This is a genomic window from Paraburkholderia gardini (genome assembly GCF_907164575.1).
GTDB lineage: Bacteria > Pseudomonadota > Gammaproteobacteria > Burkholderiales > Burkholderiaceae > Paraburkholderia > Paraburkholderia gardini.
Map to the genome: position 1 here is coordinate 183,065 of NZ_CAJQYY010000005.1, position 13,106 is coordinate 196,170.

13 protein-coding genes and 1 pseudogene are annotated in these 13,106 nt (G+C 62.2%); 10 read left to right on the forward strand and 4 right to left on the reverse strand.

Features of this window, described 5'->3' with window-relative positions:
- Nucleotides 1-208: 208 nt before the first annotated feature.
- Entirely contained in the window at nucleotides 209-2,548 is a 2,340-nt protein-coding gene (locus tag LPA34_RS06195; RefSeq protein WP_228976040.1) for a TonB-dependent receptor, read from the forward strand.
- A gap of 79 nt (nucleotides 2,549-2,627) precedes the next feature.
- Here LPA34_RS06195 and LPA34_RS06200 read toward each other — a convergent pair whose 3' ends face one another.
- Nucleotides 2,628-3,737 (reverse strand): beta-propeller fold lactonase family protein, encoded by a 1,110-nt coding sequence (locus tag LPA34_RS06200; RefSeq protein WP_228976041.1) that lies wholly within the window; start codon nucleotides 3,735-3,737, stop codon nucleotides 2,628-2,630.
- A gap of 178 nt (nucleotides 3,738-3,915) precedes the next feature.
- Complete coding sequence (locus LPA34_RS06205) at nucleotides 3,916-4,404, reverse strand: DUF3280 domain-containing protein (protein WP_228976043.1); 489 nt, start codon at nucleotides 4,402-4,404, stop codon at nucleotides 3,916-3,918.
- Between LPA34_RS06205 and LPA34_RS06210 the strand changes: the two genes are divergently transcribed.
- From LPA34_RS06210 to LPA34_RS06230, 6 genes and pseudogenes are all read left to right on the forward strand, one after another.
- Nucleotides 4,403-4,795, forward strand: a complete 393-nt coding sequence (locus LPA34_RS06210) for a hypothetical protein (RefSeq protein WP_228976047.1) — start codon at nucleotides 4,403-4,405, stop codon at nucleotides 4,793-4,795. The two genes, LPA34_RS06205 and LPA34_RS06210, sit on opposite strands and share 2 nt — an antisense overlap.
- A 73-nt stretch (nucleotides 4,796-4,868) precedes the next feature.
- On the forward strand, nucleotides 4,869-6,083 hold the full coding sequence (locus LPA34_RS06215) for an NnrS family protein (protein WP_228976048.1): 1,215 nt from the start codon (nucleotides 4,869-4,871) through the stop codon (nucleotides 6,081-6,083).
- A gap of 388 nt (nucleotides 6,084-6,471) precedes the next feature.
- The gene (locus LPA34_RS27060; RefSeq protein ID WP_411178823.1) at nucleotides 6,472-6,660 is read left to right on the forward strand and encodes a DUF6984 family protein; all 189 of its coding nucleotides are present in this window, start codon (nucleotides 6,472-6,474) and stop codon (nucleotides 6,658-6,660) included.
- Nucleotides 6,661-6,755: 95 nt separating this feature from the next.
- Nucleotides 6,756-7,061, forward strand: coding sequence for a DUF6966 domain-containing protein (locus LPA34_RS06220; protein WP_228976050.1), 306 nt, complete (start codon nucleotides 6,756-6,758; stop codon nucleotides 7,059-7,061).
- Between the two features lie 312 nt (nucleotides 7,062-7,373).
- Complete coding sequence (locus tag LPA34_RS06225; RefSeq protein WP_228976052.1) at nucleotides 7,374-7,631, forward strand: hypothetical protein; 258 nt, start codon at nucleotides 7,374-7,376, stop codon at nucleotides 7,629-7,631.
- 177 nt (nucleotides 7,632-7,808) lie between these two features.
- Nucleotides 7,809-8,003, forward strand: a pseudogene (locus tag LPA34_RS06230) (transporter substrate-binding domain-containing protein); the annotation flags it as partial.
- A 143-nt stretch (nucleotides 8,004-8,146) separates the two neighbouring features.
- Here the strand turns inward: LPA34_RS06230 and LPA34_RS06235 are convergent.
- Together LPA34_RS06235 and LPA34_RS06240 are read right to left on the reverse strand one after the other, a co-directional pair.
- Nucleotides 8,147-8,488 carry a zinc ribbon domain-containing protein YjdM gene (locus LPA34_RS06235; RefSeq protein WP_228976054.1) on the reverse strand — a complete coding sequence of 114 codons (342 nt, stop codon included), beginning with the start codon at nucleotides 8,486-8,488 and terminating at the stop codon, nucleotides 8,147-8,149.
- A 204-nt stretch (nucleotides 8,489-8,692) separates the two neighbouring features.
- Nucleotides 8,693-9,091 carry a VOC family protein gene (locus LPA34_RS06240; protein ID WP_228976055.1) on the reverse strand — a complete coding sequence of 133 codons (399 nt, stop codon included), beginning with the start codon at nucleotides 9,089-9,091 and terminating at the stop codon, nucleotides 8,693-8,695.
- Nucleotides 9,092-9,645: 554 nt separating this feature from the next.
- Here LPA34_RS06240 and LPA34_RS06245 point away from each other — a divergent pair.
- The 3 genes from LPA34_RS06245 to LPA34_RS06255 all read left to right on the forward strand — a co-directional run bounded on the left by LPA34_RS06245 (nucleotide 9,646) and on the right by LPA34_RS06255 (nucleotide 13,088).
- Nucleotides 9,646-10,806, forward strand: a complete 1,161-nt coding sequence (locus LPA34_RS06245; RefSeq protein WP_228976119.1) for an HPP family protein — start codon at nucleotides 9,646-9,648, stop codon at nucleotides 10,804-10,806.
- 77 nt (nucleotides 10,807-10,883) lie between these two features.
- Nucleotides 10,884-11,297 (forward strand): MarR family winged helix-turn-helix transcriptional regulator, encoded by a 414-nt coding sequence (locus LPA34_RS06250; RefSeq protein ID WP_228976057.1) that lies wholly within the window; start codon nucleotides 10,884-10,886, stop codon nucleotides 11,295-11,297.
- Nucleotides 11,298-11,303: 6 nt separating this feature from the next.
- Nucleotides 11,304-13,088, forward strand: coding sequence for a chloride channel protein (locus LPA34_RS06255; protein WP_228976059.1), 1,785 nt, complete (start codon nucleotides 11,304-11,306; stop codon nucleotides 13,086-13,088).
- The last annotated feature ends 18 nt before the right edge of the window (nucleotides 13,089-13,106 follow it).

Below are 13,106 nucleotides of genomic sequence, written 5' to 3' on the forward strand. Positions count from 1 at the left end.
GAGAACTTCCCGGGCCATGCGGGACCGCCTTGTGCGACGCTATCTGTAAGGTACCGGGCCGGCCCCGCGCGTACGCCTCGACATGCGCGGCAACGTGCGACACGCGAGACATCACACCGGCAACGATAGTCAATGTACTGGCAGCAACAACTTGCATGGGACCAGAGTAAGGCGCTAAAGCGCCAACTCTGGTCGACAGGAGACGACGATGAAGAGCATGCCGCACAAGCTGCCCCGGGCGCATCCGTTCAAACCCCGTGCTGCGCTGCGTCTGTGCTTTGGCAGTGCGCTGGCCAGCGTAAGCGTCGCCGCCGCGGCGCAGGACGCGTCGAGCAGTCCGGCAGCGCCCGCGGCTGCGTCTTCCGCGACACAGGCCGCCGCGCAGGAACTGCCGCCGATCCTCGTGATCGGCACCACGCCGCTCGTCGGTGTCGGCACGCCGCTCGAACGGGTACCGGCGAACGTGCAGACCGTACGGGGACGCGAGATCGAAAAACAGCACCCGGTCACGCTCGCCGATTACTTCGCAGCGAACCTGCCCGGCGTCGACATCTCCGACGCGCAGGGCAACCCGTCGCAGGCCGACATCAACTATCGCGGGTTTACCGCGTCGCCGCTGCTGGGAACACCGCAGGGGCTGTCGGTGTTTCTCGATGGCGTACGCATCAACGAACCGTTCGGCGACGTGGTGAACTGGGACCTGATCCCGCAGGCCGCGATCAATACGATCCAGCTGATTCCCGGCTCGAACCCGAGCTTCGGGTTGAACACGCTCGGCGGCGCCATCGCGGTCACCACCAGGAACGGCAACACGAACCCTGGCGGCAACGCTGAAGTCAGCTTCGGCTCGTTTGGCCGCAAGATCGCGCAGATCGAACAGGGCGGCGCGATCGGCTCGAACCTCGACTACTACTTCACGGCCAACGTCACGAACGACAACGGCTGGGCCGACCACAATTCGAGCCAGCTGCGCCAGGCGTTCGGCAAGCTGCGTTACCACGATTCCGACAACACGATTTCGCTGTCGATGGGCGGCGCCGACAACATGCTCAACGGCTCGCAGACCATTCCGAAATCGTTCCTCGACAACCGCAGCCAGGCGTATACATATCCGGATACCAACGACAACAGCGTCGGCTACCTGACGCTGTCCGGCGAGCACTATTTCACGCCGAACGTCGAACTGAGCGGCAACGTCTATTACCGGCACTATCGCAACACGAATATCAGCAGCAATGTCAACGACGACTTCGGCAGCATCGACGACGACGGCGACGTCGACACGATCCAGGCGACCAACGACCAGTCGGTGATCATCACCGACAGCTACGGCGCCAGCCTGCAACTCACGTTGCTGAACCGGCTGGCGGGCATGGATAACCAGCTCGTGCTGGGCGCCGCCGCCGATTTCGCGAACTCGCATTTCACGCAGCAGTCGCAGGATGCGTTCTTCACCGACACCCGTGCGACCGTGGGCATCGGCGGTTTCGAGCCGCAGACCGACGCGAAGACGCGCAACCAGACGTTCGGCGTCTACTTCGAGAACACGCTGGCGTTCAACGAGCAGTGGTCGATGACGCTCGCCGGACGCTACAACTGGGCGAAAGCCGTGATCGGCGACGAAAGCGGCATCCAGCCGCTGCTCGACGGCAACCATACGTTCTCGCGCTTCAACCCGGCGGTGGGCATCAACTGGAACCCGACGTCGTATTTCACGGCGTATGCGACGTATAACGAGGGCATGCGCTCGCCAACGGCGATCGAGCTGGCCTGCGCCGATCCGGCCTCGCCCTGCTCGCTGCCAAACGATTTCATCGCGGACCCGGACCTCAAGCCGGTCATCTCGAAGACCTTCGAGGTCGGGGCGCGCGGACGCATCGGCAGCGCGACGTCATGGAGCGCGGCGATCTACAGCACGACGCTCGACAACGACATCCAGTTCGTCAGCAGCAATGGCGCCGCGAGCACGCTGGGCTTTTTCCAGAACGTCGGCAAGACACGCAGACAAGGGCTTGAACTCGCGGGCCGCACGCAATACGGCCCCGTCGGGTTTAGCGCGAGCTACAGCTACGTCGATGCAACGTATCGCTCGACGTGGACGGAGAACAGTGTGAGCAACTCCAGCGCCGACGCCGACGGCAACATCACTGTCAAATCCGGCGACAAGATTCCCGGCATTCCCGCCAATACCATCAAGCTGCGCATCGACTATTCGCCGTTCGCGAAGTGGAACATCGGCACGAACCTGTCGTATCGCGGCAGCATCTTCGCGCGCGGCGACGAGGACAACCAGGATGTGAACGGCAAGATTCCCGGCTATTTCCTGATCGACCTCGATACGACGTACAACGTCACGAAGCAGCTGCAGATTTTCGGCAGCATCAAGAACCTGCTCAACAAGAAGTATTCGACGTTCGGTATCGTCGGCGAGAATTTCTTCAACGGACCGAATCACACGTTCGACGGCGCGAATCCGGTCAACGAGCAGTTTCTCGGTCTCGGCGCGCCTCGCGGCTTCTGGGTTGGAATGCGGTACGCGTGGAATTAAGGCGAACGGTAACGGCGAATGTAAAAGGCCGCGAGGATGTCGCGGCCTTCAGGTCAGTCATTTCAATTTCAGTGAGCGCTCAATGCGATTCGATCGAACCTGAACTGGCCGGATACGTGACGATGCCCCACGCGAGCGGCAGATCGTCGATCTGCTTGACGGTCTGATAGTTCGAAGCGTCCAGCACGTACACCGCGTTCGAACGGCCGCACGCGAGCAGCAGCTTCGAGCCGTCCGGCGTGAAGCTGAAGTGCCAGCAACGTTGACCCACGGGCGCGTCGCTGATGTGCTCGTACGTTTTCGCATCGAACACCTGCAGCGTCTTGTCACGCGCCGCCGCCACCAGCAGATGTTTTCCCGACGGATCGAAGCCGACGCCGTAAGGGCCGAGTTTCGTATCGACCGTCTTCACGATTTTCATGCTTCCGCTGTCGAGCACGACGAACTTGTTGGTGTTCTCGAGCGTGACGACATACTGCCTGCCATCCGGCGAAGCGCGGATGCCGCGTGGCCGCGAGCCCTTGGGCATCTTCACCTCCCGCACCGGCGTACCACTGCCGACGCGGTACACCGAAACGGTATCGTCACCTTCGTTCGTCACGAGCAGCAGCTTGCCGTCCGGCGAAAACTCGACGCCTTCCGTTTCATGACCGCTCTTCACCGAGCGCACCACTTTCAGCGTCTTCAGATCGACGATCGCGATTTCGGCGGGCGGCGAGTTCGCATCGTCGTCGTCCTTGCCGCCCTGTCCGTGCTGCTCGCCCCCGCCCGATGCACCCGCTGCGTTTGCGGCGCCCGGCACGCCAGGCGGCGGTCCGCTTTCGCCAGGTTCATACGTCACGTAGGCGAAGCCGCGATGCACGCGCACGAACTCCGGGTTCTTGCCGATCTTCGCGCGCCGCTCGACCTTGCCGGTCGCGGTGTTGATTTCCGCGAGATCGCCGGTCTTCTTGTTGGCGACCAGCAGATGCTTGCCGTCCGCGGTCAGGCTGAGCCCGCGTGGACCGTCGTCGCCGAGCGAGATCGTGTTCGAGAGCGTCATCTGGTCGAGATCGATGACGCCGACGCCAGCGGTCTCGCTCGTCACGTACGCCAGGGGGGTCGCCGCGCGCGCGATGCCGGCGCCCGATGCGATCGCCCCAAACGCGGATAAAAGTGCGAGATGTACCGTGGTTTTTGTGAAACGCATGATTGTCTCCAGCAGTCTATTGACGTGCGGTCCTCGGGGTTTGTCTGATTTGAAGCCCGAACCTCAAGTTAGCCCATCCGCCCTTTGTCTGGCAATGCGACGGGGCAGGAGAATTTCCCGAATTCCGCGCGGCCACGACCCTGGCAAAGCCGGACGGCATGATCCCGGGCGTGGCCCGCTACTTCTGCTTCTGCGCCTGTGCCAGCAGATCGACCAGCGCGTTCACGCCGCGCTGCCACGACAGATCGGTATTGCCGCGTATGTCGACGGAGCGCTGGAAGACCGTCGCGCCGCTCGCCACGTCTTCGATACGCAGGTTGATGTTCAGGATCAGGTTGCTGACTTTCTGCACCCAGCACAGGCCGACGCGCCCGGCGTTCAGCCGGCGCCCCACTTCGCGCTCGCACCCGTTGCACGCGTTGAGGTTCTGCATGGACTGCAACGACGCGATCAGCGCGGCAGCGGGCGCGTTGTCCGCGACGCGGTAAAGGCCGCGTTCGCGCAGCGCATCGCGCAACTGGCTGCTGATCATCGTGACGCGCAACTGCTGGACGCGGGTCACGTCGGCGTCGTTGTAGGCGGCGTTGTCGTCGATCAGCGTGCAGTCCGGGATCGCGATCGTCTCTCGCGCACTGGCGGGCTGCGCGAGCGACTCGACAGGTGGCATGGCCACGCAGACGCATATCAATGCTGCGACGACGTGGATTTTCCAGGTCAGGCGCGGTGCTCCAGGCAAACGGGTCACGATGGCGCATCTCCTCGAGGACGGCATGTACGGCGATATACCTGGCTCCATGCAAAAAGCGTGCGATGAAGCAGGAATGGAGCAATTCGCTGCATGGCACGGCGTGCGCGCTATTGCCACATGCGTGTCATCGCGCACATTCCTGAACAAAATCAGCTACCTGCGGTCACTCGACGGAACAATCCCGATGATTTTTCGCGGCCCTGCGATGAAATCCGCGCGTGTGCGTCGCATACTGGTTTGCGGGCATCCTGAGCGCCTGTCCGGCACCCTCGAAGCACGACGAGGGCCTGTGTCCCGGCAGGACGCGTGACACCTTGTCCGCCCGTTGTCGCGCAGTGCGACACGCTGCGTTCGCGCAGCAAACCTGATCACGCGGGACGCGTATGAAAATCTCAGAGCCAGGCCAGACCTTCGTCGCGCCGCCCAGGCGGCAGCCGTCGCATCGCTTCGCACTCTTCAATCTGGGCTTCCGGCCGCTCTATCTGGGTGGTGCCGCGTGTGCGGCGGTGGCGCTCGCGCTATGGCTGCTGGTGCTGCGCGGCGTGCCGCTGTCCGGCGGCTACCTGATAAAGCTCGATCCGGTCGCATGGCACGCGCACGAGATGGTGTTCGGCTTCGCCGCCGCGATCATCGCGGGTTTTCTGCTGACGGCCGTGCGTGCGTGGACCGGCATGCCAACCGCGCGCGGCTTCGCGCTCGCGCTGCTCGTCGCTACGTGGCTCGTGGCGCGCGTGCTGGTATGGAGCGGGCCGGCCGTGCCCGCGGCCGTGATCGACAGCCTGTTCCTGCCGGCCGCCGCGCTGTTGCTGCTGCGCACGCTGCATCGCGCGGGCAACCGGCGCAACTATTTTCTCGTGCCGGTGCTGCTGCTTTTCGGGCTGCTGAACGCGCTCTTTCATTACTTCATGCTGCATGGCGAAGCGGATTTCGCGCTGCGCTGCGTGATGGCTTCCGTGGGCATTATCGTGCTGCTCGTGAGCGTGATCACCGGACGCGTCGTGCCGATGTTCACCGCCAACGCCATTCCAGGTTTCGTGTCGCGCCGCTGGCGGCCGGTCGATCTCGCCGTGCCGCCGCTCACGCTGCTGGCGCTGCTCGCGGACGCGGTGCAAGCGGGCCCGTTCGTCGTCGCCACGCTCGCGGCGCTTGCGTGCGCGGCGCATGTTGCACGGCTGGTCATGTGGCGTTCGTACGCGGTGCGTCGTCCGCCGATCCTGTTGATCCTGCATCTCGCGTATGCGTGGATTCCGGTCGGCTTCGCGCTGCTCGTGCTGAGCGCATTCGGCGTCGTGCCGCATACGCTGGCCATGCACGCGTTCACGGCGGGCGCCATCGGCGGCGCGATCATCGCGATGATCACGCGCACCGCGCGCGGACACACCGGCAAGCCGCTCACCGCCGATCGCCGCGATATCGCGAGCTATACGCTCGTCATGGCAGGCTCCGCGCTGCGGGTATTCGGACCGCTCGTCGCGCCGCAGTTCTTCCTGTTCTGGATCACGGCGGCCGGCCTTTGCTGGATCGTGGGCTTCGGCATCTATGTCGTCGCATACGCGCTGCCGCTGTGCCGTCCGCGTGCGGACGGCAAGCCTGGTTAAGTGTGGGGTCTGTTTCGCTTAAGCATTGGGCGTCGCTTTTGGTGTGGAGGCGGTGCGGGCGTTAGACGATGAATGGTTGAGTTGGGCAGGAATGGTGTCGCCTCGCATCGCAGCTACGCGCGATGACAGAAACACGGAGAGTGAATCGCCCGTCGTGGGAATAGTTTCGGCCACAACCGGTCATTCGACATCGGCGCGTAGGTGGTCAACAATTGTCGCTGTCGGCCTGTTGGCAGCAACCGCCCATTGCGATGAAATCAAGACCTCTGGATCCCGCGGAAAAAGCACTCATTGAGCATATGCTTCAAGAGTCTCGCAGGCGGCAAGGTTTGGCCATTCGCTCTCGAACTGCCTTGTCGAAGATCTGGGTGGTGGCGGAAAGGGTAGTATTCGGTTCAATTCGCAGAGTACAGGTGAGCGCCGGCTCGGAGTGGACCTATGTCAATTGGGGTTTTTGGATTCCGATGGTGTTCCTATCCTCGTCACGTTATCCTTGGACAACTTTGGTCAGTTGTTCGAACTGGACGTGTGGAAGGTCGATTTTTCGGCGATTCAACGTTTTCCTTCGGTGCGTTGAGCGGAGCGCAGGACCGCATACGTTGACAATCAGCTCGCTCCTGCGTTTGGATACAGCACACCCTCTTGGTAACGCTCCAATGTCGAGGACGGTTAATGCCTTCTGAAATAGACGTTCTTGCCCATATGCTTGATCAGGCGGAAGCATTGCTGCGCTCCTATGGGCAGGTTCGATGGGCAGAATGGTTAGCCAAAGATGCGAGACTGATTCGCTCCCTCGATGGCTATGGCATCGAACATTTACTTTCCGCATACGGAGGAATGGGTAGCCTGAACGACGTCGTTCTACAACGGAGCAATATCGGCACCGAACTACTGATCCCTGAGGGCGACAACGAGCGCTTCGACGAGCTTCGCGGCGAAATTTATGCTCTGGCGCACATGCTCAGGACGTTAGAGTAACAGCCTGAATCGCGTATTACAGACAGGGCTTCGCCACTGCAAATGGACTTCACCTTTCATACTCGATGGAAATAAGAATTGGTTTGCTCGAGTTCGCTTGGCGAATTGGTTCTTGAGATGCCGATGGGGGTTCCTTCCATCTACCTCCCTACGGAAGCCGCGTGGCAGAACTCTGCGCCTGAATGGGCGCAACCATATTGGAGCAAAATCCACGCGCAGCTAGAGGCGTGGTGCGCACGGCACGGCTTTCCCCTCTACGTGGACAGTACTGCGAGCGTGTTCGCCCAGTAGCGCTTGAGTTGACCACCTACCATGACGAACATCGACCTTCTATCCAAGATTGATCGAGCGCTGATCAGTATCGATCCGAATTCGATTACGGCATCGGCAAATATAGGAAGTATCCATCGCCAACTCATATGGTGCCGCGCTCAGCTTACTGGGCAACCGTCGGGACTAAAGCGGGGACCGCTGACGATGGGTTTGATTGCGACGCGAGAATTTGACATGTGGGGCGATAACCCGGAACTTGCAGGCTTGATCAACGAGATCCAGCGCGCTTTCGAATGAGGTGAACGGCCGCTTTCGGCAAGCACGAAAGACCGTTTGGGGTCGATCCGAGCCGGTCGCCGTCGGACTCAGTTCGGCCAAAAGGCGACGTTCGATGGTGCCAGTAGAATCGTCGACAATCAGCTCCGTCGATCTTACGGGCCCATTCTGGCCGTTCACTTTTAGCGAGGAGAATTGATGAAAGTAAAGATCGCGTACATCGAAGAACCGCCATTCGGCTGGACGGAGCCGGATCGGGTTGCTACGGGAGCAGACATCGAGTTGGCGGAGACAGTACTACGAGCGATCGGCGTAACCCACATCGAGCATCACCTGACCACATTCAGCGAACTGCTGCCCGGCGTCGAGGCAGGTCGATGGGATGTCCAGATTCGGCCTCACTCACAAGGAAATCGATCCCGCGCTCGTTGTTGAATCTCCCGGGACGTTCAAGGACTGAGCCGGTGGCATGGACCCGGAAGGCAACCCGTTTCCGGGTCGGACCAACAGGCGCCAATCATGCGCCATGCGCCTGGTCACACCTTCTTGACGAATTCCGATTTCAGGCTCATGGCACCAAAGCCATCGATCTTGCAATCGATATCGTGGTCGCTGTCCAGCAGCCGGATATTTTTTACCTTGGTGCCCATCTTGATCACCCCGGCCGAACCCTTCAGCTTCAAGTCCTTGATGACAGTGACGGTGTCCCCATTCTGCAAGACATTTCCAGCTGAATCGCGATAAACCCTGTCAACCGTTTCGGTCGGCACAGCTGCTTGCACCGACCATTCATGCGCACACTCCGGGCAGATGTAGACGCCCGCATCTTCGTACGTGAACCCGGAATTGCATTTCGGACAGGAAGGCAATGCGCTCATGTGTAACTCCTGATGCCTGACGAAGGCAATAAAAGCGCGAAAGTATAGCGTCGTCCGATGGCTTGCTTGTCTTGCCGCGCTCATGACGTCAATGTCGGGCGTCTGTTTTCAGAATGTCTGAAGATCGGCTTCACGCCCTGAGTCAGTCAATCAGGCATTTCGAGGGGAGAGCACGTTGCTTCCCGCACCTGGCTGGTCGTTGTGTCAATTCGAGGCGGTGTGACATACCGCCTCTACACGATTGCCAGCCGGATCGAACAGGAACGCTGCATAGTAGTCGCCATGGTAGTGAGGTCGAAGTCCAGGTTCACCATCCGAACGTCCGCCGGCGGCGAGGCCAGCTGTAAAAAATGCGTCCACTTGTTCGCGAGACACCGCCTTGAAGCACCAATGCCGCTTGTTCACATCGATCCTGCCTGGGTCCAGATAGACGCTCAGGCACGTCGATTTTGTGTCGGCCGACGTGCAGCGCTCTCCGTAACCGAGCGCATTGGAACGGTCATAGACCTTGGTTGCTCCCAGTGCCTTCATGGTCGAGTCGTAGAATGGACGTGCCGCGTCAAGATCGGGAACGCCGATCGAAACATGATCGAGAAGCTGCATTGATTTTTTCTCCTGTCAAAGTTCAGGCAGTTACCTTACCGCCCGGCAGAGCAATTACCTTTTACCAGGCCGCATCGATCGACGTTTGAATGTCCGAAATTGAACGAGGCAAATGGCCGGAGTGGGCTCGGTTACGGTCCACGGCCTCGTGAACGACTGCGTGTCGGGTTGGGACGACGACTCAATTCTGGCCTCCGATAGCGACCCAAAAAGAACCAGGCGGCACGTCTCATCGACGCAGCCCGCGCCCCATCAAACTGTCCAACTTCCGGAAAGCAGCTCAAGCCATCCCGGGGTTTTCATGCCGAGATATATCACACCGTGAGATGTGTTCGAGCCGCGCATCCGGCGTTCCCCACAGCGACCACCCCGTATTTACAGGGCTTCCAGCCCAAAGCCCAAGCCGCTTCCCCTTTCGGCGAACCCCGATTTATATCACAGCAGCATACATTCATGAGAATAAGTTCTTTCCCTTAATCGAAGGTTTCGCTTATGGTGACGGCACTTTTCACCCGACCCGCCAGGCCGTGCTCCGTCCGAACCTCACCAATACGCTGTCCGCATCCTCCACGCTCTCGTGGCTTGCCCGCTTCGCCCCCGCCGCCCTCACCGTCCGCTGGCCGGAACGGGTCCGTGCGTGCCTCGGCGCGCTGATCGGCATCGGCTTCACCGGGGTACTCACGCATTTCCTCGTCGGGCCCCTCGCGCTCATTCCTCTGCTGGTGGCGCCGATGGGCGCATCCGCCGTGCTGCTGTTCGCCGTGCCGTCGAGCCCGCTCGCGCAGCCATGGTCGCTCATCGGCGGCAATCTGGTTTCGGCGACGGTCGGCGTGTTCTGCGCGCACTGGATCGCCGATCCGGTCCTCGCTTCGTCGCTCGCAATCGCGCTCGCGATCTGCGCGATGTTCGCGCTACGCTGCGTCCACCCGCCTTCGGGCGCGGTCGCGCTGACCGCGGTGCTGGGCGGCCCGGCCGTCCATGCGCTCGGGTTTGGTTTCGTGTTCGCGCCGATCGCGATGCAGTCGGCCGCGCTGCTGTGCGCCGCGCTCGTCTGGCACGCGATCACCGGGCACCGCTACCCCCATGCCGCGCACGCGTCGTCGGGCGCCGCGGCAGGCCGCAGCGAGCCGCGCGGCGGCGTCACGCGCGCGGATCTCGAAGCGGTCATCAATCGGCGCGGGGAACTGCTCGCCATCGATCCAGACGACCTGGAATCGCTGCTGCACGAAGCCGAGATGCGCACCTACGCGCGCACCTTCAGCGGGACCACCTGCGCGGACGTGATGTCGAAAGGCGTGGTCAGCGTTGCACCATCCACCACGGTCAAAGCGGCGCTGAACCTGCTCACGCGCCACGGCATCAAGGCGCTCCCGGTTACCGATGCAACCCGGCACGTGGTTGGCATCGTCACCCGCGCCGATCTGTCGGGCAACCCGACGGGCGCGCGGAAAAACCCGACCGAAAGCCTGTCCGCGCGCTGGTTCACCCGCGCGCCGAACCCCGAAACGACCGTCGACACCTTGATGAGCAAGAACGTGTGCGTCGTGGAGGCCAGCACGCCGATCGGCGACCTGGTGCCGCTTTTCGCGGACCACGGACACCATCACATCCCCGTGCTGGACGCGACACGCCAGCTCGCCGGCATCATCACGCAGGCAGACCTGATTTCCGGCTTGTACAAGCAGACGCAGGTTCAGCAACGCCTCGTCGCATGACTTTCCGAACGGCTGAATCAGTATCATATTGCGATATATTCGCCGTTTAATCTGCTTCACAGACAGGCCATTCCCGAATGAAAGTAATCACGCGCGGGCTGACGAAGCCGGACTTCGAGCAGCTGTCGGAGTTTCGTTACCAGATGCGGCGCTTCGAGCGTTTTTCCGAGCGGGCTGCACAAGGCGAAGGCATCACGCCGCTGCAGTATCTGCTGCTGCTTCATATCAAGGGCTACCCGGAGCGCGACTGGGCGACCATCGGCGAGCTGGCCGAGCGCCTGCAGGCGCAACACCATAGCGTGGTCGCACTGGTCTCGCGGTGCGAGGCGCTGGAGCTGGTGGCACGCAAAGTCAGCGAAACCGACCGGCGCCAGGTGGAAGTTCATCTGCTGAAGGCCGGTGAAAGAGTGCTTGCGCGTCTTGCCGAATTGCACCGCGCCGAACTCCGTTCGCTCAAGGGTGCCCTCACGATTCCTCAAATTGATCTGTAAACCACCATGCAACACGATACACACAAGCGGGATTTTTCAACCAACTCACGACTGCCCGGCATTTCCGCACTGGCAGCCGTCATCGGCGCGCTCAGCACGTTCGCGGCCTTCGTGCTGCTGAACCTGATCCATCTGTTCACGAACCTGTTCTTCTTCGGTAGTTTTTCGTTTGCGGACCGTTCGCCGGCGCTCAATACGCTTGGTGCATGGGTCATCGTGATTCCGGCGGTGGGCGGCCTGATCGTCGGATTGATGGCGCGTTTCGGCTCCGAGAAAATCCGCGGCCACGGCATTCCCGAAGCCATCGAGGCGATTCTCTTCGGCAAGAGCCGCATGTCGCCGAAAGTGGCGATCCTCAAGCCCCTGTCGTCGGGCATCGTGATCGGCAGCGGCGGCCCGTTCGGCGCGGAAGGTCCGATCATCATGACCGGTGGCGCGCTGGGCTCGCTGCTCGCGCAGTGCGTGAAGGTCACTTCGGCTGAGCGCAAGACGCTGCTGGTCGCGGGCGCGGCAGCCGGCATGACGGCGGTGTTCGGCACGCCCGTCGCGGCTGTCCTGCTTGCCGTCGAGCTGCTGCTGTTCGAATGGCGCCCGCGCAGCTTTCTGCCCGTCGCGCTCGCGTGCGCCGTGGCGGGTTTCGCGCGTGCCGCGTTCTTCGGCACCGGCCCGCTCTTTCCGCTCAATACCGCGGCGCCGGATGCCTGGTCGCTCGTCTCGTGCGTGGTCGCGGGCCTGCTGTCGGGTGCGCTCGCGACCGGTCTTTCCGCGGCGCTTTACAAGACCGAAGACCTGTTCGGCAAGCTGCCCGTTCACTGGATGTGGTGGCCCGCGCTCGGCGGCCTCGTCGTCGGTATCGGCGGATTTATCGAACCTCGCGCGCTCGGCGTCGGCTATGACGTGATCGGCGACCTGCTGCACCAGCACATCGCCCTCCAGATCGCGCTGGCGATCCTGATCGTGAAGGCGGTCATCTGGGTCGTGGCGCTGGGCTCGGGCACCTCGGGCGGCGTGCTGGCTCCGCTGCTCATGCTGGGCGCGGGACTCGGCGTCGTGCTCGGCCACGTGCTGCCAGGAAGCGAACCGGCGCTGTGGCCGCTCATCTGCATGGCGGCAACGCTCGGCGCCACGCTGGGCGCACCGCTGACGGCGATCGTCTTCGCGTTCGGCCTGACGCATGACGCCAACGCGTTGCTGCCGCTGCTCGCGGCGACGCTGGTGGCGCACGGTTTCGCCACGGTCGTCATGAAACGCTCGATCATGACCGAGAAAATCGCGCGTCGCGGCTATCACATCTATCGTGAGTACGGCGTCGATCCGCTCGAACGTCATTATGTCGACGAAGTCATGACGCGCACGGTCGACGCCATCGATGCAAAACTCACCGTGCGCGACGCCCTCGCCGCGTGGTTCGGCGAGACGCAGACGCGCCGTGCGTATCCCGTGGTCGAAGACGGCGCGGTGCTGGGCGTGGTGGACCGCGCGATGCTCGAAAGCGTGCGCGCCGCCGGCGCCGACACCGACGCCGCATCCAGCCAGACGCTCGCGGACGTGCTGCACATGCATTCAGCGGTGTTCGCGCTGGCCGACGAAACCTGCCGTCTCGTCGCGACGCGGCTCGCGGTACACGGTCTGGAACGGCTCGCGGTGGTGACGGACATGGATAGCCGGCGCCTCGTCGGCATCGTGTCGCGCAGCGATCTCGTCAAGCCGTCGATCGCGCATTTTGAAGAGGAACACAAGCGGGAGCGCTTTCGCCGTCTGCGCCCGCGCTTCGGCAAGCGCCACTCCTGACCCTCGCATCGCACGGCG

What these genes read in the sequence shown, in the direction of transcription:
- LPA34_RS06205 (WP_228976043.1), bottom strand. Translation starts at nt 4,404, where the DNA reads ATGCCACCTGTCGAGTCGCTCGCGCAGCCCGCCAGTGCGCGAGAGACG.
- LPA34_RS06235 (WP_228976054.1), bottom strand. Translation starts at nt 8,488, where the DNA reads ATGAGCGCATTGCCTTCCTGTCCGAAATGCAATTCCGGGTTCACGTAC.
- LPA34_RS06215 (WP_228976048.1), top strand. Translation starts at nt 4,869, where the DNA reads ATGAAAATCTCAGAGCCAGGCCAGACCTTCGTCGCGCCGCCCAGGCGG.
- LPA34_RS06250 (WP_228976057.1), top strand. Translation starts at nt 10,884, where the DNA reads ATGAAAGTAATCACGCGCGGGCTGACGAAGCCGGACTTCGAGCAGCTG.
- LPA34_RS06255 (WP_228976059.1), top strand. Translation starts at nt 11,304, where the DNA reads ATGCAACACGATACACACAAGCGGGATTTTTCAACCAACTCACGACTG.
- LPA34_RS06200 (WP_228976041.1), bottom strand. Translation starts at nt 3,737, where the DNA reads ATGCGTTTCACAAAAACCACGGTACATCTCGCACTTTTATCCGCGTTT.
- LPA34_RS06210 (WP_228976047.1), top strand. Translation starts at nt 4,403, where the DNA reads ATGGCCACGCAGACGCATATCAATGCTGCGACGACGTGGATTTTCCAG.
- LPA34_RS06220 (WP_228976050.1), top strand. Translation starts at nt 6,756, where the DNA reads ATGCCTTCTGAAATAGACGTTCTTGCCCATATGCTTGATCAGGCGGAA.
- LPA34_RS06240 (WP_228976055.1), bottom strand. Translation starts at nt 9,091, where the DNA reads ATGCAGCTTCTCGATCATGTTTCGATCGGCGTTCCCGATCTTGACGCG.
- LPA34_RS06195 (WP_228976040.1), top strand. Translation starts at nt 209, where the DNA reads ATGAAGAGCATGCCGCACAAGCTGCCCCGGGCGCATCCGTTCAAACCC.
- LPA34_RS06225 (WP_228976052.1), top strand. Translation starts at nt 7,374, where the DNA reads ATGACGAACATCGACCTTCTATCCAAGATTGATCGAGCGCTGATCAGT.